General features: G+C 73.1%; 20 protein-coding genes. 11 read left to right on the forward strand and 9 right to left on the reverse strand.

The window, feature by feature from the left end; genetic code table 11:
* Positions 1-17: 17 nt before the first annotated feature.
* The 3 genes from SD460_RS16235 to SD460_RS16245 form a co-directional block, all read right to left on the reverse strand.
* Complete coding sequence (locus SD460_RS16235) at positions 18-1,085, reverse strand: aldo/keto reductase (RefSeq protein WP_290062820.1); 1,068 nt, start codon at positions 1,083-1,085, stop codon at positions 18-20.
* Between the two features lie 74 nt (positions 1,086-1,159).
* Positions 1,160-1,639, reverse strand: coding sequence for a DUF6130 family protein (locus SD460_RS16240; protein WP_318306310.1), 480 nt, complete (start codon positions 1,637-1,639; stop codon positions 1,160-1,162).
* A gap of 117 nt (positions 1,640-1,756) precedes the next feature.
* On the reverse strand, positions 1,757-3,277 hold the full coding sequence (locus SD460_RS16245; RefSeq protein WP_290057154.1) for a tannase/feruloyl esterase family alpha/beta hydrolase: 1,521 nt from the start codon (positions 3,275-3,277) through the stop codon (positions 1,757-1,759).
* 141 nt (positions 3,278-3,418) lie between these two features.
* Here SD460_RS16245 and SD460_RS16250 point away from each other — a divergent pair, with 141 nt between their 5' ends.
* Together SD460_RS16250 and SD460_RS16255 are read left to right on the forward strand one after the other, a co-directional pair.
* On the forward strand, positions 3,419-6,481 hold the full coding sequence (locus SD460_RS16250) for an AAA family ATPase (protein WP_318306311.1): 3,063 nt from the start codon (positions 3,419-3,421) through the stop codon (positions 6,479-6,481).
* 92 nt (positions 6,482-6,573) lie between these two features.
* Complete coding sequence (locus SD460_RS16255) at positions 6,574-7,683, forward strand: alpha/beta fold hydrolase (protein ID WP_318306312.1); 1,110 nt, start codon at positions 6,574-6,576, stop codon at positions 7,681-7,683.
* Here SD460_RS16255 and SD460_RS16260 read toward each other — a convergent pair.
* From SD460_RS16260 to larB, 6 genes are all read right to left on the reverse strand, one after another.
* Positions 7,658-8,089: an organic hydroperoxide resistance protein gene (locus SD460_RS16260; RefSeq protein WP_290057148.1), complete on the reverse strand. Its 432-nt coding sequence runs from the start codon at positions 8,087-8,089 to the stop codon at positions 7,658-7,660. The genes SD460_RS16255 and SD460_RS16260 overlap by 26 nt on opposite strands.
* A gap of 71 nt (positions 8,090-8,160) precedes the next feature.
* Positions 8,161-9,753, reverse strand: a complete 1,593-nt coding sequence (locus SD460_RS16265; protein WP_290057147.1) for an ABC-F family ATP-binding cassette domain-containing protein — start codon at positions 9,751-9,753, stop codon at positions 8,161-8,163.
* Positions 9,754-9,898: 145 nt separating this feature from the next.
* Positions 9,899-10,288, reverse strand: coding sequence for a VOC family protein (locus SD460_RS16270; protein ID WP_290057145.1), 390 nt, complete (start codon positions 10,286-10,288; stop codon positions 9,899-9,901).
* Positions 10,285-10,752 carry a DUF4383 domain-containing protein gene (locus tag SD460_RS16275; RefSeq protein ID WP_290057144.1) on the reverse strand — a complete coding sequence of 156 codons (468 nt, stop codon included), beginning with the start codon at positions 10,750-10,752 and terminating at the stop codon, positions 10,285-10,287. Before SD460_RS16275 ends, SD460_RS16270 begins: the two co-directional genes overlap by 4 nt.
* Before the next feature lie 435 nt (positions 10,753-11,187).
* Entirely contained in the window at positions 11,188-12,384 is a 1,197-nt protein-coding gene (larC, locus tag SD460_RS16280; protein ID WP_318306313.1) for a nickel pincer cofactor biosynthesis protein LarC, read from the reverse strand.
* Entirely contained in the window at positions 12,381-13,064 is a 684-nt protein-coding gene (gene larB / locus SD460_RS16285; RefSeq protein WP_290057141.1) for a nickel pincer cofactor biosynthesis protein LarB, read from the reverse strand. Before larB ends, larC begins: the two co-directional genes overlap by 4 nt.
* A gap of 148 nt (positions 13,065-13,212) precedes the next feature.
* Here larB and larE point away from each other — a divergent pair, with 148 nt between their 5' ends.
* From larE to SD460_RS16330, 9 genes are all read left to right on the forward strand, one after another.
* Complete coding sequence (gene larE / locus SD460_RS16290) at positions 13,213-14,037, forward strand: ATP-dependent sacrificial sulfur transferase LarE (RefSeq protein ID WP_290057139.1); 825 nt, start codon at positions 13,213-13,215, stop codon at positions 14,035-14,037.
* Between the two features lie 201 nt (positions 14,038-14,238).
* A complete protein-coding gene (locus SD460_RS16295; protein ID WP_318306314.1) occupies positions 14,239-16,083 on the forward strand; it encodes an AfsR/SARP family transcriptional regulator in 1,845 nt (614 codons plus the stop codon).
* Between the two features lie 180 nt (positions 16,084-16,263).
* Positions 16,264-17,928, forward strand: a complete 1,665-nt coding sequence (locus SD460_RS16300; RefSeq protein WP_290057134.1) for a class I adenylate-forming enzyme family protein — start codon at positions 16,264-16,266, stop codon at positions 17,926-17,928.
* The gene (aroF, locus tag SD460_RS16305) at positions 17,925-18,989 is read left to right on the forward strand and encodes a 3-deoxy-7-phosphoheptulonate synthase (RefSeq protein WP_290057133.1); all 1,065 of its coding nucleotides are present in this window, start codon (positions 17,925-17,927) and stop codon (positions 18,987-18,989) included. The genes SD460_RS16300 and aroF overlap by 4 nt, the downstream gene beginning before the upstream one ends.
* A 75-nt stretch (positions 18,990-19,064) precedes the next feature.
* Positions 19,065-20,990 carry an FAD/NAD(P)-binding protein gene (locus tag SD460_RS16310; protein ID WP_290057131.1) on the forward strand — a complete coding sequence of 642 codons (1,926 nt, stop codon included), beginning with the start codon at positions 19,065-19,067 and terminating at the stop codon, positions 20,988-20,990.
* Positions 20,987-22,318, forward strand: a complete 1,332-nt coding sequence (locus SD460_RS16315) for a lyase family protein (protein ID WP_318306315.1) — start codon at positions 20,987-20,989, stop codon at positions 22,316-22,318. Before SD460_RS16310 ends, SD460_RS16315 begins: the two co-directional genes overlap by 4 nt.
* The gene (locus tag SD460_RS16320) at positions 22,318-23,400 is read left to right on the forward strand and encodes a branched-chain amino acid aminotransferase (RefSeq protein WP_318306316.1); all 1,083 of its coding nucleotides are present in this window, start codon (positions 22,318-22,320) and stop codon (positions 23,398-23,400) included. The genes SD460_RS16315 and SD460_RS16320 overlap by 1 nt, the downstream gene beginning before the upstream one ends.
* Positions 23,401-23,411: 11 nt before the next feature.
* Positions 23,412-24,008: a mycothiol-dependent nitroreductase Rv2466c family protein gene (locus SD460_RS16325; RefSeq protein ID WP_290057125.1), complete on the forward strand. Its 597-nt coding sequence runs from the start codon at positions 23,412-23,414 to the stop codon at positions 24,006-24,008.
* 10 nt (positions 24,009-24,018) lie between these two features.
* Positions 24,019-25,266, forward strand: a complete 1,248-nt coding sequence (locus tag SD460_RS16330; RefSeq protein ID WP_318306317.1) for an ATP-grasp domain-containing protein — start codon at positions 24,019-24,021, stop codon at positions 25,264-25,266.
* Positions 25,267-25,343 lie beyond the last annotated feature (77 nt).

The following is a 25,343-nucleotide window of genomic DNA, read 5'->3' on the forward strand; positions in this document are numbered from 1 at the left end:
CGCCAACCCCTTGCCGGTCACCAGTTCCGCACGGCCGGCGCGTACCCCGCCGGCTTGGCACCCACCTTCAGACCCGGGTTCACGAGCCAGTTCTGGTACTCCGGCGTGAACATCCGGTACACCGACGCCGGTGCCACCGCGCTCGCCTCGTCGAGGAGCTTCCGCTGCTCCGCCGGGATCTCGAAGTCCAACGCCGCCATGCTCTTGCCCAGCTGGGCGGCGCTGCTGGCGCCGACGATCGCCGACGCGATGCCCGGCTGGGTGGCCACCCAGTTGATCGCCACCTGGGCCATCGTCACGCCCAGCTGGGCCGCCACCTCCTCCAACGGCTTCAACAGCTGCCAATCGCGGTCGGTCCACGGGGTGTCCGTGTCGCTGAAGCGGCCCGCGCCGCCGTCGCGGTACTTGCCCGTCAGGAAGCCGCCGGCCAGGGGGCTCCAGGCCGTGATGCCGAGGCCCAGCTCCTGGCCCATCGGGACGTGCTCGGTCTCGATCTCGCGCTGCACCAGGGAATACGGCAGCTGCAGGTTGATCATCGGCGTCAGCGAGTGCGCCTCGGCGTACGTCTGGGCGCGGGCCGCGTACCAGCTCGGGACGTCGGACAGGCCCGGGTAGCGGATCTTGCCCGCGCGGACGAGGTCGTCGAACGTGCGCACGACCTCCTCCGCCGGGGTGATGCGGTCCCACGTGTGCAGCAGGAACAGGTCGACGTAGTCGGTGCCGAGCCGGCGCAGCGACGCCTCCAGGGCGCGGATCATGTGCTTGCGGCCGTTGCCGCCGGCGTTGGGGTCGGCCGGGTCGACGCTGTTGGTGAACTTGGTGGTCAGGACCACCCGGTCGCGGGCGCCCGTCTCGGCGATCAGCTTGCCGAGGATCGTTTCGCTTTCGCCTGCCGTGTAGAAGTCCGCCGTGTCGACGAAGTTGCCGCCCCCGTCGAGGTATTCGCGGAAGATCGGGCGGACCTCGTCCTCGGTCTTCCCGTACGCGGCGTGGAACCCGGCGGTGCCGAAGTTCATCGTGCCGAGGGCGAGCCTGCTGACGCGCAGACCGGAGCGGCCGAGGAGGTAGTACTGGTCGAGAGGCATGGAAGTGCTCCTGGGAAAGGGAAAATCCGTTGACCTCCCCACCGTGCCCCGCAAATTTTGGACCCGCAAGTCCACTAGTGGTGGCCGCCACCCGGGGGCACGACGAAGCTGACCGTCTTGCTGTCCAGCACCTTGTGCGTGGGGTCGGCGAGCCCGATCCACACTTTGTGCGGCCCCGGTGGCAGCGCCTGGATGATGAGCGGTTCGCCGCTGGCGTCCGCCCAGTGCCACGGCGCGTCGTCGACCGTCACGTGGATGTGGCCGACGCGCGGTGACACGTCCAGGGCCGCGGGGCCGTAGACCGGCACAATCCGCAGGTTCTCCGCCCGGTAGCGCAGCACGACGAGCCCCATGGCGAGCTGTTCGGGCAGTGGCGCGTCGACGACGAGCGCGGGTGGCGGCTGCGCGGCGAGCGGGACGACCGGGGCCGGCGCCCAGCCGGCCGGAGCGGCGGCGGGCGGTGCGGCGGGGGTGGGTGGCGTCGCGCTCGCCGAACAGGCGGCGGCGAGCGCGACGACGGTGGTCAGGACGGCTCCGCGGATCAAGTGCGTCATGGGTTCGACGCTAGGTTTCCCATGATCGTCTTCGCGTCCGTCGGGCGACGCCATCGTCGTACGTCGCCAGGCAGGCGCCCCGATGCGGTGGGGTCGGCCGCATCGGGGCGCGGGGACTCAGCGGCAGCGGTAGCTCGCCGCCGTGGCCGGGTCGCCGTGGCCGGTGTAGCGCGAGACGCGCGGGTACACGCACAGGTCACGGGTCGCGGTGCCGTCCGCGGTCGCCGCCGCGAGGGTGGCCGGGGCCTTGCCGTGCTCCACCCAGTCGACCAGCGCGCCCAGCGGGTTCGACGGCTGCGGGCCGGTGCCGCCGCCGCAGTGCTCGACGCCCGGCGCCAGGAACAGCCGGTAGAAGTCGTTCACCCGCTGCGAGCCGCCCATCGCCCGCTCGACCTGCTGGCGGTAGTACAGCGTGCCGCCGGGCGGGATGAGCTGGTCGTTCGTGCCGACGTACGTCAGCAGCTTGCCGCCGGAGCGGCGGAACGCCGACAGGTCCGGGTCCGCCGTGCCGATGACGCCGTCGTACTCGCGCACCGACTGCCGGAACAGGGCGGTGTACTGCCCGTACGTCAGTTTCGACGTGTCGAAGCCCGCCTGCTTCTCCAGGAACGACTGCACCCACAGGACGGCCACCGGGAAGCCCGGCGCGGTCAGCGTGCCGTCGGGACCGGGCTGCGTGCCCGCCACCCACGTGTAGTCCGCGCCCTTCGGCAGCCCGGCCCACAGCTTGCGGCCGCGCTCGTCGGTCGGCCCGGCCCAGATCTTGCGCATGACCTCGGCGTCGTCTTCGGTCACGGTGAACTCGTGGCCGTCGCAGACGACCTTCGTGCCGACCAGCGTGCGCGGGTCGTAACTGCACTCGTCCGGGTGGTCGACGATGCCGTTGGTGACGCCGTCGCGCGCGTCGCACGCCTGGACGGCGGCTTTCTGGAACGCCGAGAGCACGCAGTTGCTGGGGAAGTCGTGCTCGTTGTTCATGACGACCTGCGGCCAGAGCGTCGCGACCGCGAACTGCGTCCACTGCACGGCCGGGGCGTTCGCGAGGATGCCGTCGAAGTCGTCGGCGTGGTTTTGCGCCTCGGAGTAGCCCTGGCGGCCGCCGGTCGAGCAGCCGGTCCAGTACGAGTACGTGATCGGCCGCTGGAAGTGGCGTTCCGTGACGGCCTTGCCGACCACGGCCTCTTCGTGCGTCGAATGGGTGGCGAAGTTCGTCAGCAGGGTCCGGTTCACCTGGCCGCCGGCGGTCAGCGCCCACGACGTGTCCAGTGCGTTCTCGGACACGCCGGCGTCGGTCGTCACGGCGCTGTAGCCGTCCTTGACCGCCTGGGCGAACGGCGCCCCGAACTCGCCGGCCGCGTAGGCGCTGCCGCCGAGGGCCTGGAGGCGCCCGGTCCAGCCGGTTTCGGGCAGTCCGACGGCGATCTTGACGTGGTCGTGGCCGTCGTGGGTGAGGGTGACGGTGATCTGGCAGAAGCCGGTCTTGCGCTCCGCCGCCACCGACTCGATCTTCGCGCCGGGCGGGGCGGGCACCGCGACGGCGGCGCAGGTGGGCACCGGCGATGCCGAGGCGGCCGGTGCGAGCTGCGTGACGGTGGTCAGCAGGAGCGGCACGGCGGCCGCGAGGAGTAAGCGTCTCATCGGTCTCTCTGATCGCGTTGCGTCTTTTTCGCTGCGAAAGCTAGGCGCGCGTGCGGTGGCACCGCGCCCGTCGGGTGACGCTGTCGATGTACGTCACTCGGTCGTGAGCTGCGGAAACGTGCGTTGGGTAAGGTCGTTTCCATGGTGCTGCGCGGGCGGGAAACCGAGCTGAAGGAGCTGGGCGAGCTCGTCGACGGCCCCGAGGACCGCGCCGGGGTGCTCATCCGCGGCGAAGCGGGCATCGGCAAGTCCGCGCTGGTGACCGAGACGGCGGCCGCGGCGTCGGTCGCCGGGCTGCGGGTGCTGCGCACGACCGGCGCCGAGGGCGAGCAGAACCTCGCGTACGCCGGGCTGCACCAGCTGCTGTACCCCGTCCGCGCGGGGGCGGCCGGCCTGCCCGCGCCGCAGCGGGACGCGTTGCGGACCGCGCTGGGCCTGGCGGAGGGGACCGAGCCGAGCGCCTACCTGGTCGGGCTCGCGGCGCTGACGCTGCTGGCCGAGGAGGCCGCGGCGAAGCCGTTGCTGCTGGTCGCGGAGGACGCGCAGTGGCTGGACCGGGCGAGCGCGGACGTGCTGGCGTTCGTCGCGCGGCGCATCGAGACCGAGCCGATCGTCCTGGTCGCGACGCTGCGGGACGGCGCGGAGTCGCCGTTGCTCGACGCGGGCCTGGCCCCGATGCCGCTGGACCGCTTGCCGGCCGACGCGGCGGCGGAGCTGCTGGATTCGGTGGCCCCGCGGCTGGCCCCGGCGGTCCGCACCCGCCTGCTGACGGAGGCGGCGGGCCACCCACTGGCGTTGACGGAGCTGCCGTCGGCGGTGGCCGAGCTGGACGGGTTGGACCCGGTGCTGCCGTTGACGGAACGCTTGGAGCGCACGTTCACGGCGAGAGTGACGGCGTTGCCGGCGGCGACGCGGACGGCGTTGCTGGTGGCGGCGCTGAACGAGACGACCTCACTGGCGGAGACGCTGGTGGCGACGGGTTCACTGCTCGCGGCGGATGCCGACCGGGCTTCGGTGACGCGCGGTGCGGGCGGTGGTGCTGGTCCGGATGCGGCTGAGGCCGGTGCCGGGCAGGGTTTCGTGGAGCGCGGTGCAGGTGCGGCGGCGGGCTTGGCGGGCGGTGGTGCTGGTCCGGATGCGGCTGAGGCCGGTGCCGGGCAGGGTTTCGTGGAGCGCGGTGCAGGTGCGGCGGCGGGCTTGGCGGGCGGTGGTGCTGGTCCGGATGCGGCTGAGGCCGGTGCCGGGCAGGGTTTCGCGGCGCGCGGTGCGGATGCGGCGGCGGGTTTGGCGGGCGGTGGTGCCGGTCCGGGCCAGGCCGAAGTCCGCGGGGCGGGTGCCGCTACCCGCGAAGCGGCCGACCCAGCCACCGCCGACCCCGAGATCCTCGCCCCCGCCGTCGACGCTCGGCTCGTCGAACTCACGGCCGATCTCCTCACCTTCCGCCACCCGCTCATGCGCTCGGCCATCCCCGCCGCCGCGAGTCCGATCGAGCGGCGCAAAGCCCACCTCGCCCTCGTCGCCGCCCTCCGAGACCAGCCCGATCGCCGGGCCTGGCACCAGGCCGCCGCCACTGCCGGGCCCGACGAAGCCGTGGCCGGCGAACTCGAGCGGACCGCCGAGCGGGCTCGGTACCGGGGTGGGGCCGCCGCTGCCATTGCCGCGCTCGAACAGGCCGCGCGGCTCAGCTGCGAGCCAGGGCCGCGCGCTGATCGGCTGCTCAAGGCCGCCGAGCTGGCCGTCGAGTCCGGGCGGCGGGAGACCGCCGAACGGTTGGTCCGCGCCGCCCGGCCCGCCGATGCCCGGCGCCGCGCCGCCGCGAGCCGGCTGCTCAGCGAGTTCGAAGACGGGGTCCGCGAAGATCCCGCCCGCGTCGCCGAGCTGGCCGAAGTCGCCCGGGATGTCGCGGCCGACGGGCAGCACGACGCCGCCATGCGGATCCTCTGGAGCGCCGCCATGCGCTGCTTCTGGACCGAGCCCGGAGCGAACGCGCGCCAGGCGCTGCTCGACGTCGCCGACCTGCTGCCCGTCCCGGACGACGACCCGCGGATCGTGGCCGTCACCGCGTACGTCGCGCCGTTCGAGCGGGGCGAAACCGTCCTGAAGCACCTGCGGGAGCTGGTCGCGAGGACCGGCGCCGACCCCGAAGTCGACCGGTACCTCGGCAGCGCCGCACTGCAGGTCGGCGCCTTCGACCTCGCCGCCCGGTTCTCCGCGGCCGCCGCGCCCGGTCTCCGCGCGCAGGGACGGCTCGGGTTGCTGCCGCGCGCCCTCGCCGTACTCGCGTGGAGCCGCGTCCGGCTGGGGGACCTGGCCGGCGCCGTGCCGGCCGCGGCGGAGGCGGTCCGCTTCGCGCAGGAGACCGGGCAGCCGTTCATGGCCGGGCTGGCCACCGCCGTCCAGGCCGAGATCGCCGCGCTGCGGGGTGACCACCGGCAGGCCGGGGCGCTGGCCGCCGAGGCCGAACGCGCCGGGCTCGCCGCCGGGGCGCGGCCGGTGCTCGCCACCGTCCAGCTCACGCGCGGGCTCACGAACCTGAGCGAAGGCCGCTTCGAGGACGCCTTCGCCGACCTGCGGCGCCTGCTCGACCCCGCCGACCCGGCCTACCAGCTGGCGTTGCGCGCCTACTGCGTCGCCGAACTGACCGAAGCCGCGGTCCGGGCCGGGCAGACCGACGCAATGCGGGACATCCTCGCCGAACTCGAGCGCCTGGACACGCCGTCGCCCGCGCTGCACATCGGGCTGCGGTACGCGCGCGCCGTGCTCGACCCGTGCGACGAGCGGTTTGCCGAAGCGCTGCGGGCCGACCTGGCCGGCTGGCCCGCCGAACGCGGCCGCGTCCACCTGGCGTTCGGCGAGTGGCTGCGGCGGCAGCGGCGGGTCGTCGAATCGCGGACGCACCTGCGCACCGCCCGCGAGACGTTCGACGCCCTCGGCATGACGGCCTGGGCCGAGCGGGCCCGGCGCGAGCTGCGCAGCGCGGGCGAGTCGAGCCCGAACCGCGGCCCGGACGCCCGGGACAAGCTCACCCCGCACGAGCTGAGCATCGCGCAGCTGGCCGCGGAGGGGCTGACGAACCGGGAGATCGGGCAGCGGCTGTACCTTTCGCACCGGACCGTCGGCACGCACCTGCACCGGATCTTCCCCAAGCTCGGCGTGAGCTCCCGCGCCGACCTCGCCGGGATGCTGAAGACCCTGGAAGGGTGACTTACACCCACTGCGTCACCTGACGGGCGCGAAGATCACTCGAAGCTCCCTAACGTCGTGAAAGTCCCACGGTCTTTCGCACAGGAGTCAAGATGATCAGCAGGAGAAGGTTCGGGCAGGCGTTCGCGGCGGGGCTGGCGGCGACCTCCTTGGCGGCCTGCTCGTCCGCGGCCGCGCCCGCCGCGTCCACGGCCCCTGACCTGCGGGCCGGGTCCGGCGAGCACACCTCGCTCGGCGAGGTGAAGCACGTCGACGCCGGAGTGCTGAACATGGCTTACTTCGAGTCCGGCCCGGTGACCGGGCAGCCCGTCGTGCTGCTGCACGGCTGGCCGTACGACCCGTACAGCTACGTCGACGTCGCGCCGATCCTGGCCGCCGCCGGCTACCGGGTGATCATCCCGTTCCTGCGCGGCTACGGGCCGACGGTGTTCAAGTCCACTTCGACCGTCCGAAATGGACAACAGGCGGCGGTGGCGCTCGACGTCGTCGCGATGCTGGACGCGCTCAAGATCGACAAGGCCGTCCTGGGCGGCTACGACTGGGGCGCCCGGACGGTCGACATCATCGCGGCGCTGTTCCCCGAGCGCTGCAAGGCGGTCGTCGCGGTGAGCGGGTACATCGTCACGAACCTGGTGGCCAACCAGAAACCCCTGGCGCCGCAAGCGGAACTCGGCTGGTGGTACCAGTACTACTTCGCGACCGAGCGCGGCCGCGCGGGCTACGCGGCCAACCGCCACGACTTCAACAAGCTGATCTGGAAGACGGCGTCTCCGGCGTGGCACTTCGACGACGCGACGTACGACCGCAGCGCGGCGGCGTTCGACAACCCGGACCACGTCGCGATCGTGGTCCACAACTACCGGTGGCGGCTGAGTCTCGCCCCGGGCGAGCCGCAATACGACGCGTACGAGCAGAAACTGGCCACCGGCCCGGCCATCACGGTCCCGGCGATCACGATCGGCAGCGACTTCGACGCGGCGGCCAAGGACGGGAAGGCGTACCGCGCGAAGTTCACCGGGAAGTACGAACACCGGGTGCTGGACGGCATCGGGCACAACGTGCCGCAGGAAGCCCCGAAGCCGTTCGCGCAGGCGATCGTGGACGCCGACCGGCGGTCAAGGCCACATCGAGAGACTAAGTGTCCCTCGATGTGGCCTTCACACCCAGTGCGCTTAGTCAGGCGACCGTCGCGTCGAGGGTGACCTCGATGTTGCCGCGCGTCGCCTTCGAGTACGGGCACACCTGGTGCGCGCCGTTGACGAGCTCGTCGGCGGTGGCCTGGTCGATGCCGGTCGCCTCCAGGTGCAGCACGGCGCTGAGCTTGAACTCGCTCGCCTCCGTGTCGTGGTGGAGGGTGACCTCCGCGACGACGGCGAGGTCGTTCAGCGGCACCTTCTTCTCGCCCGCGACGCGACGCACCGCGCCGACGAAGCAGGACGCCCAGCCCGCCGCGAACAGCTGCTCCGGGTTGGTGCCGTCGCCCGCGCCGCCGAAGGCCTTCGGGACGGCGAGGGTGACGTCGAGCGCGCCGTCGTCGGAGGTCGCGCGGCCGCCGTTGCGGCCCTCCGCGGTGGAGGTGGCGACGGCGGTGTAGGTCACTTCGGACATGGTGTTCCTTTCAGCGGGTGACGCCACCACGCTAGGAATCCACTCACCCCCGCGGCGACCGTCGCCCGACGTCACCCGTGTAAGTCACCGCCGGAAAGCCGCAGCCACCGGTCGACGCCGATCGCGTGCAGGAACCGTTCGTCGTGGCTGACGACGACGAACGCGCCCCGGAACGCCGAGAGCGCGCTCTCCAGCTGCCCGGTGCCGACCAGGTCGAGGTTGTTCGTCGGCTCGTCGAGCAGCAGCAGCTGCGGGGCCGGCTCGGCGAACAGGACGCAGGCCAGCGTGGCGCGCAGCCGTTCCCCGCCGGACAGCACGCCGACCGGCAGGTGCACGCGGGAGCCGCGGAACAGGAAGCGCGCCAGCAGGTTCATCCGCTGCGCCGTCGGCAACGCCGGTGCGGCCGCGGCCAGGTTCTCGGCCACCGAGCGGTCGTCGGCCAGCAGGTCGAGCCGTTGCGAGAGGAACGCGATCCGGCCGTCGGCGCGGGACACCGCACCGCCGTCGGGCTCGAGGTCGCCCCGCAGGATCCGCAGCAGCGTGGACTTCCCGGCACCGTTCGCGCCGGTGAGCGCGATCCGCTCGGGGCCGCGGATCGCCAGGTCGACGCCGTCGCCGAAGAGGTCGCGCACGCGCAGGCCCTCGCCGAGGAACAGCGTCCGGCCCGCCGGGACCACCGTCTGCGGCAGCTCCAGGCTGAGCTTCTGCTCGGTGCGCAGCTCCCGCTCGGCCTGGTCGAGCTTGGCCTTCGCGGCGCCGACGCGCGCCGCGTGCGTACCGTCCGCTTTGGCTGCCGACTCCTGGGCGTTGCGCTTCATGGTGCCGGCGAAGATCTTCGGCAGCCCGGCGTTGCCGAGGTTGCGCGACGCCGTGCTCGCACGGCGCGCGGCCCGTTCGCGCGCCTGCTGCATCTCCCGCTTCTCGCGCTTGACTTCCTGTTCGGCACTGCGGATGTTCTTCTCGGCGACCTCGCGCGCGGCCCGCACGGCCGTCTCGTACGACGTGAAGTTCCCGCCGTGGAACCGGATTTCGCCGCGGTCGAGCTCGGCGATCCGGTCCACCCGGTCGAGCAGCGCGCGGTCGTGGCTGACCACGACCAGGCAGCCGGACCAGTCGTCGAGCACGGCGTAGAGCTTGTGCCGGGCGGCGAGGTCGAGGTTGTTGGTCGGTTCGTCGAGCAGCAGCACGTCCGGCCGCTTCAGCAGCTGCGCGGCCAAACCCAAGGAGACGATCTGACCGCCGGACAACGTGCTCAGCGACCGGTCGAGGGTGACGTCGAGACCGAGCCGGTCGAGCTGGCCGCGGGTGCGTTCCTCGATGTCCCAGTCGGTGCCGATGGTGGTGAAGTGCTCTTCGCCGGCGTCACCGGACTCGACGGCCGCGATGGCCCGCAGGATCGGGGCCACCCCGAGGACTTCGGCGACGGACGGCTCGCCGGACAGCGGCAGGTCCTGCGGCAGGTAGCCGAGGACGCCGTCGGCGGTGACGCTGCCCGCCGACGGCCGCAGCACCCCGGCGACGAGCTTCAGCAGCGTCGTCTTGCCGGAGCCGTTCGGGGCGACGAGCCCGGTGCGGCCACCCGGGAAGGTGGCGGAGAGGTGGTCGAAGACGGGGGTGTCGTCCGGCCAGGAGAAGGACAGGCCGGACAGGACGATTTCGGACACGGGTGAAGACCTCGATGTGGTGCAGGGGAAAGTGGTCGACGAAGGCGGCCCGCGCCGGCTGCTGCCGGGGGCCTGCGTGCTCCGGAGCTATCCGGAGATGTCGACGTCACCTGCCACGCCCCGAACATAGCAGGGCCGCGCGGGGCTAGCCGCTCGACGGGGCCTTGCTGAGATCGACGACGCAGAAGCGGTTGCCGTCCGGGTCGGCGAGGACCACGAAGTCCGGGACGGCCGGGTAGCGGTCCCAATCGACGGTGGACGCCCCGAGCCGGCGGAGCCGGGCCACTTCGGCTTCCTGCTCCTCGGTCGTGTCGACGAGCAGGTCGAGGTGGATCCGCGGGTACGGCTCGGGCGCCGACTCGCTGTACATCAGCGCGAGGGCGCGCCCGGAACCGTCGGCGTGCGCGAGCGTGCACCACCGGTCGCTCGCCCACTCGCCGGTGGCGACGAGGTCCAGTGCCGCCGACCAGAACGCGGTGGCCCGTGGGACGTCGGCGACCCCGATCACCGGGAAGCCGAGGCGCAGCGCGCTCACTGCCGCTGCTTTTCCGGCTCGGGGTACTGCCCGCGCGCCCGGTCCGCGGCCGCCGTCGCGACGCCGGCCGCGATCATCGCCAGCCCGAGGCCCAGGTGCAGCCAGTCGTCGGCGTTGTCCATCGGGAGGAAGTTGGCCGCGCTGTCGTGGTCCATCGCCAGGCCGAACACCCACAGCAGCACGTAGATCCCGCCGCCGATCATCAGGAACGCCCGCGAACTCCCGTTGGCGCGCGCGGCCAGGACCCCGAGCACGCCGAACAGCAGGTGGACCAGGTTGTGCAGCACGGACACGGTGAAGACGCCGAACAGCTGCGCCCCGGACTGGTGCCCGGCAAACCGCAGGGCGCCGTAGTCCGCGGTGATCCCCGGGACGAACCCCAGCACCCCCACCACCAGGAACGCGACCCCGAACAGCAACGCGGCGGTCCGGGCGGTACTGCGTCGAACTCGCACTTCGGTCATTCGGCCCGGCTACCCGGCAGACGCCTCGGCAAACCGGGCCAGCCCGCGCACTTCTTCCAGCACCCGGCGCAGCGGCTGCCGGGTCGGCGCGGCCAGCCGGCGGGTGCCTCGGCAAACGGGGCCAGCCCGCGCACTTCTTCGGGCACGCGGCGCGGCGGCTGCCCGGGCGACTCGGCTACGTGGCGGGCGCGTCGGCAAACGGGGCCAGCGCGCGCACTTCTTCGGGCACGCGGCGCGGCGGCTGCCGGGTCGGCCTGGCTACCCGGCAGGCGTCTCGGCAAACGGGGCCAGCCCGCGCACTTCTTCCAGCACCCGGCGCAGCGGCTGCCCGGTCGCCTCGGCGGCTTCCGGGTCGGCGCGGCCAGCCGGCGGGTGCCTCGGCAAACGGGGCCAGCCTGCGCACTTCTTCCAGCATCCGGCGCAGAGGCCGCCCGGCTACCCGGCAGGCGTCTCGGCAAACCGGGCCAGCCCGCGCACTTCTTCCAGTACCCGGCGCAACGGCTGCCCGGTCGCCTCGGCGGCCGCCCGGACCTCCTCGTACTCCGGTTGCGCCGTGACCACCACGCCGTCGAGGTAGCCGCGCTTCACGCTCACCGGCGTGCCCCGGTAGTCCACGACGACGCTGTCGCGGGGCAACGCGCGCCGCTCGACCGGGGACAGGCGCAGTCCCAAGGTCGACGTGTGCGCGAAGATCGCCGCGCAGACGCCGTCGACGCGGTCGTCGGCCGCCAGCGTCGTGAGCACCACGCCCGGCCGTCCCTTCGGGGCGGTCACCGGGGCGCACCACGCGTCCGCCGCGCCCGCGCCGCGCAGGGCCGCCAGGACTTCCGGCCACAGGCGGGGATCGAGGTCGTCGACGGTGGTCTCGATGACGGTCATCGTCGAGCGCACCCACGTCGGCGACGGCGCCGCGTCCGCGCCCACGACGACGCGGACGACGTTCGCGTGCCCGGGCGGGTCCGCCGTGCCCGCGCCGACGCCGACCTTCAGCGGCACGCACGCCGGCATCGGGCCGTACGCGCCGGCCAGCGTCACCAGCAGGGCGGCGCCGGTCGGCGTGCACAGCTCGCGCGCGGCCGGGTGGGCCGCGACCGGCACGCCGGTGAGCAGCGCGAGCACCGCCGGAGGTGGCACCGTGAGCCTGCCGTGCGCCGCGGTCACCGTGCCGCCGCCGACCGCGATCGGCGACACCGTGACGGCCGCGTCCAGGAGCCCCAACGCTTCCAGCCCGAGCGCGCAGCCGACGATGTCGACGATCGCGTCGAGCGCGCCCACCTCGTGGAAGTGCACACGCTCCGGCTCGATGCCGTGCACGGCGGCCTCCGCCTCCGCCAGCCTGCCGAACACCGCGGTGGCGAACCGTTCCGCCGCGGCGGGCAGGGCCGCCGCGGCGATCAGCTCGAGGATTTCCGGCAGGTGGCGGGCGTGCCGCGTCTCGGGCGCCTCGACGACGACCCGCCGCGCGCGCAACCCGTGCCGCCGCACCACTTCCGTGCTCAGCCGGACGTCGTCGACCGGCAACCGGGACAGGCCCGCGAGGATCGCGTCGAAGTCCGCGCCCGCGTCGACCAGCGCGCCCAGCAGCATGTCGCCGGCACACCCTTGCCCGGCGTCGATCCACGCGAGCGTCATGACCGCACCGACTGCCGGGCCACGCGCGCCGCGGCGACGCCCGCGCCGAAGCCGTTGTCGATGTTGACCGTCACCACGCCGGGCGCGCAGCTGTTGACCATGGTGAGGAACGCGGTCAGCCCGTCGAGGTGCCAGCCGTAGCCGACGCTCGTCGGCAGCGCGATCAACGGCGCCCCGCACAGTCCACCCAGGACAGTCGGCAGCGCGGCCTCCATCCCGGCGATCGCGATGACGGCGTCCGCGGCGGCGATCCGGTCGCGTTCGGCCAGCAGCCGGTGCAGCCCGGCCACCCCGACGTCCACGACGAGGTCCGGCTCCGCGCCGAAGACCGCCACCGTCGTTGCGCACTCCCGCGCGACCGGCAGGTCCGAGGTGCCCGCGCAGACGACGGCGACCCGGCCGCGCGGCACGGGCAGCGGGCCGAGCGTCACCGTGCGTCCCACGTCGTCGATCTCCGCGCCGGCCAGGGTTTCCCGGCACAGCGCACGGGCTTCGTCGCCGACGCGGGTGGCGAGCACGGCGCGGGTGGGATGGGCTTGACACAACCGCGCGAGCGCCGCGCTGATCTGTTCGGGCGTCTTGCCCGCGCCGAACACCACTTCCGGATCCCCCGTTCGGGCGGCCCGGTCCAGGTCCAGCCGGGCAAAGCCGAGATCCGCGATTGCCTCTGTCGATTCCACGTTCGACACGTTAGTGTTCTTCCGCTCCCCGTGTAAACTGCGCCGAGGGGAGTTCGCGGCACGAACGAATGCGTTGATCGGGGGAACAGGTGCGCCTTTCTTTTCGACAATTGATCACCGGGTCGGCGCGACCAGGGGGAATGTGACGATGACCGCCGGAATCGAAGATCGATTGATCTCCGCGGTGCGGTCGCTGGAGAGCGTCGTGGTGGCTTTTTCCGGCGGGGTCGACTCGGCGCTGGTGCTGGCCGCGGCCGTGCGGGCACTGCCGGGGGAGCGCGTGCTGGCCGCGATCGCCGACTCGCCGAGCCTGGCGAGGGCGGAACTCGCGGCCGCGCGGGAGTTCGCCGCGGGGCTCGGCGCGGAGCTGGCGGAGGTTCCCGTGGCCGAGCTGGCGTCGCCGGGCTACCGGGCCAACGCGGGCGATCGCTGCTACTTCTGCAAGCAGACCGTGCTGGGCGCGATCGGCGGGCTCGCGCGACGGCGGGGGTTCGCGCACGTGGCCACGGGGACGCACGCGGACGACCACCGAGCGTTGCACCGACCGGGTCTCCGGGCCGCGCAGGAGCTGCGTGCCGCCGAGCCCTTGGTCGCTGCCGGCCTGGGAAAACGTGAGGTGCGACAGCTCGCCTCCGCGTGGTCACTTTCCGTGGCCGACAAGCCGTCGACACCGTGTCTCGCGTCACGTATCCAGGTCGGGGTGCCGGTCTCTTTACGGAGGTTGGGACTGGTGGAACGCGCCGAAATCACGGTGGGCGCGCGGCTGGCCGAGGCGGGGATCCGCCCACGCGACCTGCGCGTCCGCCTGCTCGGCCGGGGATTCCGGGTGGAGGTGGACGCCCCTTCGCACGCGGCCGTCGAAGCACGGCCCGGGCTCGCCGCGGCCGTGGTCGCGGAGCTGGCGGGCATCGGGCTCGCCGGGCCGGGCGCGGTGGCGGCCTACCGCGCGCCCGCGCTCGCGCCGCCGAGTTAGTCACGCGTTCTTTTCACCGGACGCGTGGTGAATTGTGCCGTCGCCGATCGGGTCGGGAAAAATTCTCGACCGCGCGCGGCGCCGATAGGTTATTCATATTCGTCGGCTGCCGTTGCCGATCAAAACACCGTGGTGTTTTTTCCGTTTTGCCGCGCGCGCATTTCCGCTATGTTCCGGTGGGACGGTCGGGGAGGATCGAAAGTGTACTTCAAGTTGCTCGGCACCTTGCGGGTCCAGCGCGACGGGGAGCGGGTGGACCTCGGCGGGCTGCGCCAGCAGCGGCTCCTGGTGATGCTGCTGCTCAACGCCGGCCAGGTGGTCAGCGCCGACCGGCTGCTCGAGGCGATGTGGGACGGCGAACCGCCGGTGACCGCGCGAAGACAGCTGCACAACGCCGTCGCGGCGCTGAGACGCAGTTTCGGGGCGGCCAAGCACATCGTCGTCAAGGACGGCCCCGGTTACCGCGTCACCGTGGACGCCCAGGACGTCGACGCCCACCGCTTCACCGGGATGGTCGCCTCGGCTTCCGCGGCCGCCGCCGTCGGGCGCACGGCGGCGGCCGCGGAACACCTGGAGGCGGCGCTGGCCCTGTGGGACGGGCCCGCGCTCTCCGGGCTGAACAGCCCGGTCTTCGAGATCGTCGCCGCGCGGTTCGAGGAGAACCGGCTGAGCGCGACCGAGCGGCTGATCGGGCTGCGGCTGGACGGCGGCGAAGCGGCCGCGGTGGTGCCGCAGCTGGGAGAGCTCGTCTCGCGGCACCCGCTGCGGGAGGAGACCCGAAAGCTGCTGATGCTCGCGCTGCACCGGTGCGGCCGCACGGCCGACGCGCTCAACGCGTACGAGCAGTGCCGTCGGCTGCTCCGCGACGAGCTCGGCGTCGATCCGGGAGCGAGCCTGCGGGAGCTGTACGAGCGGATCCTGCGGGACGACCTGCCGGAGCCGCCCGCCGAAGCGGTGGAGGTGGCGCCGGCGGCGAGCCGCTCCTTCCTGCCGTACGACACCGCGCACTTCACCGGCCGCGCGGAGGAGCTGCGGTTCCTGGCCGGCAGCCGGTCGGCCGGGACCGCGCTGAGCATCCTCGCGATCGACGGCATGGCGGGCGTCGGCAAGACGACGCTGGCGATCCGGCTCGCCCACCAGCTGGCGCAGGGATTCCCCGAGGGGCACCTGTTCCTCGACCTGCAGGGGCACACCGCGGGCCAGGAACCCCTCGAACCGGCCGCGGCGCTGGAGCGGCTGCTCCTGGACTTCGGCCTCGCGCCGGACCAGATCCCGCTCGACGCCACGCAGCGGGCGGCCCGCTGGCGCGCCGAGGTCGCCGAGCGGCGCGTGCTCGTGGTGCTGGACAACGCCTTGGACGCCCAGCAGGTCCGGCCGCTGCTGCCGGGCACGGGCAAGGCGCAGGTGATCGTCACGAGCCGCCGTCGCCTCGCGGGGCTCGACGGCGTGACGTCCCGCTCGCTCGACGTCTTCCCGGCTTCGGACGCGGTGGCGTTGTTCACCCGCATCGCGGGCCCGGAGCGCACCGCGCACCGGCCGGACGCGGTCGCCGAAGTGGTGGCCCGGTGCGGGAACCTGCCGCTGGCGGTCGGGATCGCGGCGTGGCGCTTCCACAACCGGCAGGCGTGGTCGCTCGACGACCTGGTGTGCCGCCTGCGCGATCCGGCGAAGCGGCTCACCGAGCTGCGGCTGGGTGATCGCAGCGTGGCTTCGCAGTTCGAGGTGTCGTACCGAAAGCTGACGGCCGGGCCGCGCCGGCTGTTCCGCATCCTGGGCGCGACCGCGCACCCCGGCGAGGAGTTCGACGCGGGAACGGCGGCGTTGCTGGTGAACCTGCCGGCCCCGGAGGCGGAGCGGGTGCTGGAAGAGCTCTTCGACGCCCACCTGCTCCGCCAGCGGACCGCGGGGCTGTACCACTTCCACGATCTGGTCCAGGAGCACGCGCGGGCGAAGGCGGAGGAGCCGGACCTCGAAGACGCACTGCGGCAGACGTTCGGGCGGGCGGCCTTGCCCGAAGTGACCACACTGGAGTGCAGCTTCGGCTGACACCCACGCGCGCGCGAAACCGGCTTCCGGCGCGGGAGCCGGTTTTTTCGTGCCCGGCCCACGATATCCGGCCCGATGCACGGCCGATGCGCCGGAAAGGCCGGGCCGATGGTGGCTTCCGGCAAGCTCGTCTTCGGGTCCGGACCGCGGATCCTTGGGCCTGCACCGGAAAGTGATGCCATGGAGTTCACGCACCAGACCGTCCTGAGCCCCCAGCTGCGGGCCCAGGTCCTCGACGACCCGGCCATCGGGGGCGGGAACCTGCTGCCCGCGCTGCTCGAACTCAACCCGTACCCGGACGAGCCGTTCATCCACTCGCTGACGCCGATCCCCTACACCGACGGCGAAACGCGGCACTGGTTCAGCCTGCGCGACCTGGACCACCTCGTGCAGAGCTGGTCGGTGTGGTACCTGGAGCGCGGGGTGCGGCCGCACGACCGGGTCGCGGTCTTCCCGCCCGACTCCATCCAGTACTTCGTCCACCTCTCGGCGCTGGCGCGGATCGGCGCGATCTCCATGCTGATCAACAGCAACGCCAAACGCGACAGCGCCGTCGCCCTGATCGAGCGCAGCGGCGCCACCGCGCTCTACACCGACCAGGAACGGCTCGACCGGGTCGCGCCGGACCTCGACCGGCTGAACCTCAGTTGGGTCCACACCGACCAGGCCGGGCCGCCGTCGGCGATCCTGCCGGACGCGAACCGGTTCCGGCACCACCCCGACGACCCCGTCGGCCTCATGCACTCTTCGGGCACCACCGGGCTGCCGAAGCCGGTCATCCACACGCACAAGACCCTTTTGGACGGTCCGAAGTGGCGGGCCGTGAACTACAAAGAAGAACCCGAGGCCGTCATCCTGAACGCGCTTCCGCAGTCGCACCAGGGTTGTGTCTCGTTCAACGCCTACGCCGTGCTGGGCGGGCAGCCGATGGTGGTCTGGCGGGACGTCTCCGGCGCCGAACTGGCGCACGCCGTCCAGGAACACCGGCCGACGATGGTGATGGCCTTCGGGCACGCCTACCCGGAACTGTCCGCCATCGAGACGCCGAAGGGCGCGCTGGACTCGGTGAACATCTGGGTGTCCATGGCGGACGCCATCCACGAACGGCACCTGAAGGACATCCTCGGCCGCCGCTCGCCGGAGCTGCCGCCGGCCGCGTTCCTCGACCGGCTCGGCACCACCGAGCTGGGCTGGGGTGTGCTCATGCAGCCGCGCACCCTCGCGACCGAGCGCAACGACCGCTGCGTCGGCAAGTCCGTCGGGTACGCCGAAGTCGCCATCGTGCGCGAGAACGGCACGCTCGCCGAGCCGGGCGAAATCGGCTTCCTCGGCGCGAAACCGCCGTCCATGACCGTGGGCTACTGGGGCAACCAGGACACCTACTACCGCAGCAAGCTCGCCGGCTACTGGCTGACCGGCGACGTCGCCTACCGCGACGAGGACGGCAACTTCTACCAGGTCGACCGCGCGGTCGACGTGGTGCACACGACGAGCGGGCCGGGCTACTCCGTGCAGATGGAGGAGCTGATCCTCAACGAGGTCGGCGGCGTCGACGACTGCACGGTCGTGGCCGGCGGTCTCGGGGACGAGAAGGTCGCCGTGGCCGTCGTGACCGGGGCGGGCGTCGATCCGGAGAAGGTGCTGTTCGCCGCCAACGAAACCCTGCGCGCCCACGGGAAACCCGAACTGTCCGTGGTCGAGGTGGCCACCGCCGACGGGGACTTCCCGCTCGGCGTCACCGGCAAGTCGCTGAAGCGCTTCCTGCGCGACAAGTACAAGGACCTCGCCGTCTACGTCCGTGACCGCCGGGGCAAGAACCTCGCGACGAGCGACGCGCTCGCGTGACCAGCCGAGAAGAGACGATCGCCGTGACCGACCAAGACCTGCTGCTCGTGTTCGACGAAACCGTGACCCGCGCCGGGGTCGACGGCTGGCTGCGGTACCTGGAGTCCGCGGGCATGCCGACGCAGGTGTACCGGCTGGGCGGCAGCCACGTGCTGCCGGTGTCCGGAGTGGACAACCCCGGCCTGCTCGCCGCGTCGGCGGAGCTGGCGGTGCCGACCCGGCACGTGCCGCGAGGCGGGGAAGCGTGGCTGGGCCGGCGGGAACTGCGGCCGGGCGGCACCGAGGTGGCCATCGGACCGGCCACGATCGGCGACGGCTCGGTCGCGGTGATCGCCGGGCCGTGCGCGGTCGAGACACCGGAGCAGATGCTCGCGACGGCGTCGCTCGTCGCCGGGCACGGCGCGGTCGCGCTGCGGGGCGGGGTGTTCAAGCCGCGCACGTCCCCGCATTCGTTCCAGGGCCTCGGGTTCACCGGGCTCGAGCTGCTCGTCGAGGCCCGGAAGCGGACCGGGCTGCCGTTCGTCACCGAGGTCGTCGACCCCGAGCACGTCAAGCGGCTGGCCGAGGTCGTCGACGGGTTCCAGATCGGCGCCCGGAACATGCAGAACTTCGCGTTGCTGAGCGCGGTGGGCCAGAGCGGCCTGCCGGTCGTGCTCAAGCGCGGGTTCGGGTGCACCGTCGAGGAAGCGTTGGCCGCCGCCGAGTACCTGCTGCTCGAAGGGAACGACCAGGTCGTGCTGTGCGAGCGCGGGATCCGGACGTTCGAGCCGTCGGCGCGGTTCACGCTCGACCTGACGGCGGTGGCGCTGTGGAAGCAGCGGACGCACCTGCCGGTGATCGTGGACCCGAGCCATTCGGGCGGCCGTCCGGAGCTGGTGGAGCCGCTGTCGCTGGCGGCGGTCGCGGCGGGCGCGGACGCCCTGCTGATCGACGTGCACGTCCAGCCGGAGCAGGCGCTCTGCGACGGCAACCAGGCCATCCGGCCGGAGCAGTTCGCCGGGCTGATGACCCGGCTCGCCGGGGCCGCGGCCGGCCTCGGCCGCACCTTGCAGCGGCATTGACCAAGACCGTCGTGAGTGTTTGGTCGGGTTAGAACCCGACTGAACACTCACGACCTGGACGGGAGTGGGGAGAACGTGTCGGAGATCGCCGTGGTCGGGCTCGGCCCGCGCGGGCTGTCGGTGGCGGAAAGGTTGTGCGCCAACGCCGGCGCGCTCGTGCCGCCGGGACGACGGCTCGTCGTCCACCTCGTCGACCCGCGGCTGGCCGACGGCGGCCAGGTGTGGCGGAGCACGCAGGACCGCCTGCTGCTGATGAACACGGTCGCCAGTCAGGTGACCATGTTCGTCGACGAGACCGTCGACTGCGAGGGCCCGGTCGTGCGCGGCCCGAGCCTGTACGAGTGGGCGCGCTCGATCACGCTGGTCGGCAGCCCGGACGTACCGGACGCCGTCCGCGAAGAAGCCGCCGCGCTGGGCCCCGACGACTACCCGTCGCGGGCGTTCTACGGCAGCTACCTGCGCTGGACGCGGCGGCGGATCACGCGGATCGCGCCGCCGTCGCTGGAGTTCGTGGCCCACCAGGCGCGGGCGGTCGACGTCCGCGACACCGGCGCGGGACGGCAGGAGCTCGTGCTGGACGACGGCACGACCATCGGCGGGCTGGCCGCGGTCGTCCTGTCGCTGGGGCACCTGCCGCACGAGCCCGGCCCGGCCGAAGCGGACCTGAGCCGGTACGCCGCACGGCACGGCCTGCGCTACTTCGCGCCGGACAACCCGGCCGACGTCGCGCTGGCCGCCGTACCCGCGGGCGAGCCGCTGCTGCTGCGGGGGATGGGCCTCAACTTCTTCGACCACCTGGCCCTGCTCACGCTCGGCCGCGGCGGCGAGTTCACCCGGACCCCGGACGGCACGCTCGCCTACGTGCCGTCCGGCCGGGAGCCGAAGCTGATCGCCGGATCGCGGCGCGGGGTGCCGTACCAGGCCCGCGCCCGCAACGAAAAGGGCGCGTTCGGCCGGCACGAGCCGCGTTACCTGACCCCCGCGGTGATCGCGCGGCTGCGTGCCCGCGGTGAGGCCGACTTCCGCCGGGACGTCTGGCCGCTGATCGACCAGGAGGTCCGCACGGTCTTCTACGCGGCCCAGGTGCGCGACCACGGCTGCGCCTGCGAAGTCGAGGAGTTCACCGAGACGTTCGCGGCGGCCGGGCTCGCCGACGTGCCGCGGTCCGGGAACCCGCTGGCGATCGCGGAAACCGAGGCGCAGCGGATCGTCCTCGCCAAGTTCGGTGTCGATCTGACCTGGGACTGGCGCCGCGTGGCCACGCCGTACCCGGCCGCCGCGCTCGCCTCGACGGAGGCGTTCCGCGGCTGGCTCCGGTCCTATGTGGATGAAGAATTGGCCGAAGCGCACCGGGGCAACGTGACCGGACCGCTCAAGGCGGCCACCGACGTCCTGCGCGACCTGCGCAACGAGATCCGGCTGGTCGTCGACCACCGCGGCCTTTCCGGCGCGTCCTACCGCGACGACCTGCAGCGCTGGTACATGCCGCTCAACGCGTACCTGTCGATCGGGCCGCCCGCCGAGCGCGTCGAGCAGTTCGCCGCGCTCCTGGACGCGGGCGTCCTCGAAGTGCTCGGCCCGGACCTGCGGGTCGAGGGCGACGGCGGCCGGTTCGTCGCGTGGTCGGCCGCCTGCCCCGACGTCACCGCGCGGGCCGGCACGCTGATCGAGGCCCGCCTGCCCGAGACCGACCTGCGGCGCACGACCGATCCGCTGCTGCGCGCCCTGCTCGCGCGCGGCGAGTGCCGCCCGTACCGCATCGGCGAGTACGAGACCGGCGGCCTCGCCGTCAGCCGGCGGCCGTACCACCTGCTCGACGCCGTCGACCGCCCGCACCCGCGGCGGTTCGCGTTCGGCGTCCCGACCGAAGCCGTGCACTGGGTGACCGCCGCGGGCATCCGGCCCGGCGTCAACTCCGTGATCCTCGGCGACGCCGACGCGATCGCGCGCTCGTGCCTGCGGATCGCCGCGGAACGGGACGACCTGGGGAGGACCGCATGACCGAGCTGCTGGCCGCCGCGTGGGCCGGGACGGGTGCCGGCGAGCTGGTCGACGACCACGCGTTGCTGACCGCGATGCTCGCCACCGAGGTCGCGCTCGCCGAGGCGCAGGCCGAACTGGGGGTGATCCCCGAACCGGCGGCGAAGGCCATTCGCGCCGCCGCTGTGCCGGAGCACATCGACCCGGTCGCGGTGGTCGCCGGCGTGCGCGAGACGGCGAACCCCGTGGTAGCGTTCGTCGCCGCGCTCACCGCGGCGGTCGACGAGAGCGCCGCCGAGTACGTCCACCGCGGCAGCACCAGCCAGGACGTCCTCGACACGGCGTTGATGCTGCTGTGCGCGGCCACGCTCGACCGCGTCGAGGCGGACCTCCTGGCCACGGCGGACAGCCTGGCCGGGCAGGTCCGGGCGCACCGGGACACGCCGATGGCCGGGCGCACGCTGACCCAGCACGCGGTCCCGGTCACCTTCGGGCTCAAGGCGTCGACCTGGCTGCACGGCGTGCTCGACGCCCTCGCCCGGGTGCGCCGGACGCGCGCCGCCCTCCCGGTGTCGCTGGGTGGCGCGGCCGGCACCCTGGCCGCGTACGAGGAGTACGCGGCACTTTCACGTGAAAGTGCGGCGCTGGAGCTGCCCGAGCTGGTGGCGGAGAAGCTCGGGCTCGCGCCGCAGGTGGCGCCGTGGCACGGGATTCGCACGCCGGTCGCCGACGTCGCTTCGGCGCTGCTCGTCACCACCGGCGTCCTCGGCAAGCTCGCGGCCGACGTCCTCGTGCTGTCCCGCACCGAAATCGGCGAGGTCACCGAGGAGCGGGCGCCGGGGCGCGGCGCGTCTTCGGCCATGCCGCAGAAGCACAACCCGGTGTTCGCGACGCTGGTGGCGACCGCGGCCCGGCAGCTGCCACCGCTCGCCGTCGTCCTGTTCCAGTCGATGACCGCCGAGGACGAGCGGTCCTCCGGTGGCTGGCATGCCGAGTGGCAGCCGCTGCGGGAATGCCTGCGCACCACGGCGGGTGCCGCCGCGAACGCGGCCCGCCTGGCGGCTTCGCTGCACGTCTCGCCCGAGGCGATGGCGGCGAACCTGCGGCTAACCCGGGGCGCGATCGTCTCCGAGCGCGTCAACGCCGTGCTGGCCCCGGTGCTCGGCAAGGGCGCGGCCAAGCGCCTGCTCGCCGCGGCCGCCGCCGAAGCCGAGCGGACCGGCGCCGACCTGGTCGACGTGCTCGACGTGGACGTTCCCGCCGACCTGCTGGAGCCGGCGGGCTACCTGGGGCTTTCCGGCCCGCTGGCCGACCGGGCGCTGGCCCGGTTCGAACGTGAGAGGCACTGATGACGACCCTGGAGTTCACCCCCGAGCGCATCGACCCGATGCCCGCCGAGCAGCGGGAAGCCCTGCTGCGGATGCCCGGGTTCGGCTCGCTCTACTCCGACCACATGGTCACCGCGCGGTGGGACGCCGAGCACGGCTGGCACGACGCCCGCACCGGCCCGCTCGCCGCGTTCTCGCTGCACCCGGCCACCATGGCGTTCCACTACGGACAGACGGTCTTCGAAGGCCTGAAGGCCTTTTGGCGCACCGGCGGCAGGCACGCCCTCTTCCGCCCCGCCGACCACGCCCGCCGGTTCGCGCGCTCGGCGCACCGGATGGCCATGCCGTCACTGTCCGAAGCGGACTTCCTCGCCGCCGTCACGGCGTTGGTGCGCGTCGACCGCGACTGGGTGCCGCGAGCCCGCGGGCACAGCTTCTACCTGCGGCCGTTCATGCTCGCCGCGGAGACGCACCTGTCGAACCGGCCGGCCGAGGAGTACCTCTTCGCGGTCATCGGCAGCCCCGCGCGGCCCGCCGCCGAGCCGGCGCCGATCCGGCTGTGGGCCTCGCCCGGCTACGTCCGCGCGGTGGACGGCGGCACCGGCACCGTGAAGTGCGGCGGCAACTACGGCGGGTCCTACCTGGCCCAGCGGGAAGCCGCCGAGCACGGCTGCGACCAGGTCGTCTGGCTCGACGCGCGCGAACGCCGGTACATCGAGGAAGTCGGCGGCTCGAACCTGTTCTTCGTCGAGGGCGCCCGGCTCGTCACCCCGCCGCTGAGCGGCACGCTGCTGGCCGGCGTCACCCGTGACTCGATCCTGCGGCTGGCGCCGCGACTCGGCCTGGAAGTCGTGGAGGAGCCGGTCACGATCGACGACTGGGAGCGCGGCTGCCGGTCCGGGCGCATCACCGAGACGTTCGCCTGCGGCACCGCCCGCGCGGTCGCGCCGGTCGGGTCCGCGGCCATGCCGGGTCGCGAGTGGACGGTCGGCGACGGCACGACCGGCCCGGTCACCCGCCGCCTGCAGACGGCGCTGCTGGACGTCCAGTACGGCGAGGCACCCGACGAGTTCGGCTGGCTGCACGCCGTCGGCCAGGATTGAGAGGGAAATCCGTGAAGGTCGACTTCTACTTCGACCCGGCCTGCCCGTTCGCCTGGATCACCTCGCGGTGGATCCTCGAAGTGGAGCAGCGGCGGGACATCACCCTGAGCTTCCGCGTGATGAGCCTCGCGGTGCTCAACGAGGATCGCGAGCTCGAGCCGTGGTACCGCGAGTTCTGCGACCGCGCCTGGGGCCCGGTGCGGGTCTGCGTCGCCGCCGCGCAGCACCACGGCGAGGACGTGCTGCGCGACCTCTACACCGCGCTCGGCACCAGGATCCACAAGGGACGGAACAAGGACTACCCCGAGGTCGTCGCGCAGGCGCTGGCCGAGGCCGGGCTCCCGGCGTCGCTCGCGGACGCGGCGACGAGCGGCGACTACGACGAAGCACTCCGCAAGAGCCATGCCGAGGCGCTGGCCCCGGTCGGCGCCGACCTCGGCACCCCGGCGATCCACCTCGACGGCGTCGGCTTCTTCGGCCCGGTCCTGAACGCGATCCCGCGGGGCGAGGAAGCGGTGAGCCTGTTCGACGGGGCGGTGGCGCTGGCGCGCAACCCGCACTTCTTCGAGCTGAAGCGGGCGCGCACGCCCGGCCTGGACTACGAGTGAGGGAACGGCCATGAAACGCATCGGGATCGTCGAGTCGAACCGGTCCGGCTCCGGGTTCGACACGCTGCGCGCGGCCCGCGCGCTGGGGCTGCACGTGACGTTCTTCAGCAGCGGCCTGGACCGCTACCACGCGACGCCGGGTGGCACCGAAGTCCTCGACGGCTGCGTCGACGAGTTCGTCGCCTGCCCGACCCACGAGCTGGAGCCGCTGCTGGAAGCGGTCAAGGCGGTCGACGCGTATGCGCCGCTCGACGCCCTGCTGTCGGTGGCCGAGTACGAGGTGGTCCAGACCGCGGAGGCGGCCCGGCAGCTCGGCCTCCCCGGCCCGGACCCGGCTGCGATCCGGATGGCCCGCAACAAGGCGGCGCAACGACGTCGCTGGGCGGAGACCGAGGTGCCGATCCCGGCGTTCCGCGTCGTCACCACGGCGGCGGACGCGGTGGCGGCGGCGTCGGAGGTCGGGTTCCCGTGCGTGGTGAAGGCGGTGGACGAGACCAGCGGCACGCACGTCGTCCGGTGCCCGGATCCGGACGCGGTGCGTTCGACGTTCGCGGCCATCCGCGCCCAGACGACCAACCGCCGCGGCCAGCCCCGGGCGGCCGAGGTGCTCGTCGAGGAGTGCCTGGTCGGCTTCGAGGTGAGCGTGGAGATCCTGGCGTCGGCCGGCGGCGTCCGCGTGCTCGGGGTGACCGACAAGATCCTCGGCGGCCGCAACCGCTTCGTCGAGCTGGGCCACAGCTTCCCGACGGCGTTGCCGGACGGCGTCCGCGCGGCGCTGGAAGCCGCGGCGGTGGCGGCGACCACGGCGGTGGGCTTCGACCTCGGCATCGCCCACGTCGAGCTGAAGTACACGGCCGAGGGGCCGAAGCTGATCGAGATCAACCCGCGGCCGGCGGGCGACCGGATCACCGAACTGATGGACCGGAGCCTGGGGCTGTCCACGATGGAACTGCTGATCCGGCAGTACCTCGGCGAACCGGCACCGGCCCCGACGGCCCCGGTCGGGGGTGCGGCGATCCGCTACCTGACCGCGAAACCGGGCGTGGTGGAGAGCGTGAGCGGAGTGGAGATCGCCGCCGCGGTGCCGGGGGTGCTCGAGGCGGTGGCCGCCGTCGCTCCCGGTAGCCGGGTGGGTGCGTTGCGCGTCAACGAAGACCGGGTCGGGCACGTGCTGGCGACGGCGCCGGACCCGTACCTGGCCGGCCGGATCGCCGAGGCGGCGGCCCAGCAGATCGTGGTCGCCACCCGCCACGGCTGACCGATGCGCGTTCGATGTCCCGCCGATGGCCGCGGCGGCCAAGCTGGACCCACCGAATCCCGGACAGGAGAACAGAC

The sequence above is a fragment of the Amycolatopsis solani genome, from assembly GCF_033441515.1.
Classification (GTDB): Bacteria; Actinomycetota; Actinomycetes; order Mycobacteriales; family Pseudonocardiaceae; genus Amycolatopsis; species Amycolatopsis solani.

What these genes read in the sequence shown, in the direction of transcription:
- larE (WP_290057139.1), top strand. Translation starts at nt 13,213, where the DNA reads ATGACCGCCGGAATCGAAGATCGATTGATCTCCGCGGTGCGGTCGCTG.
- SD460_RS16300 (WP_290057134.1), top strand. Translation starts at nt 16,264, where the DNA reads ATGGAGTTCACGCACCAGACCGTCCTGAGCCCCCAGCTGCGGGCCCAG.
- SD460_RS16235 (WP_290062820.1), bottom strand. Translation starts at nt 1,085, where the DNA reads ATGCCTCTCGACCAGTACTACCTCCTCGGCCGCTCCGGTCTGCGCGTC.
- SD460_RS16275 (WP_290057144.1), bottom strand. Translation starts at nt 10,752, where the DNA reads ATGACCGAAGTGCGAGTTCGACGCAGTACCGCCCGGACCGCCGCGTTG.
- larC (WP_318306313.1), bottom strand. Translation starts at nt 12,384, where the DNA reads ATGACGCTCGCGTGGATCGACGCCGGGCAAGGGTGTGCCGGCGACATG.
- SD460_RS16245 (WP_290057154.1), bottom strand. Translation starts at nt 3,277, where the DNA reads ATGAGACGCTTACTCCTCGCGGCCGCCGTGCCGCTCCTGCTGACCACC.
- SD460_RS16320 (WP_318306316.1), top strand. Translation starts at nt 22,318, where the DNA reads ATGACGACCCTGGAGTTCACCCCCGAGCGCATCGACCCGATGCCCGCC.
- SD460_RS16250 (WP_318306311.1), top strand. Translation starts at nt 3,419, where the DNA reads ATGGTGCTGCGCGGGCGGGAAACCGAGCTGAAGGAGCTGGGCGAGCTC.
- SD460_RS16255 (WP_318306312.1), top strand. Translation starts at nt 6,574, where the DNA reads ATGATCAGCAGGAGAAGGTTCGGGCAGGCGTTCGCGGCGGGGCTGGCG.
- SD460_RS16240 (WP_318306310.1), bottom strand. Translation starts at nt 1,639, where the DNA reads ATGACGCACTTGATCCGCGGAGCCGTCCTGACCACCGTCGTCGCGCTC.
- SD460_RS16260 (WP_290057148.1), bottom strand. Translation starts at nt 8,089, where the DNA reads ATGTCCGAAGTGACCTACACCGCCGTCGCCACCTCCACCGCGGAGGGC.
- SD460_RS16315 (WP_318306315.1), top strand. Translation starts at nt 20,987, where the DNA reads ATGACCGAGCTGCTGGCCGCCGCGTGGGCCGGGACGGGTGCCGGCGAG.
- SD460_RS16330 (WP_318306317.1), top strand. Translation starts at nt 24,019, where the DNA reads ATGAAACGCATCGGGATCGTCGAGTCGAACCGGTCCGGCTCCGGGTTC.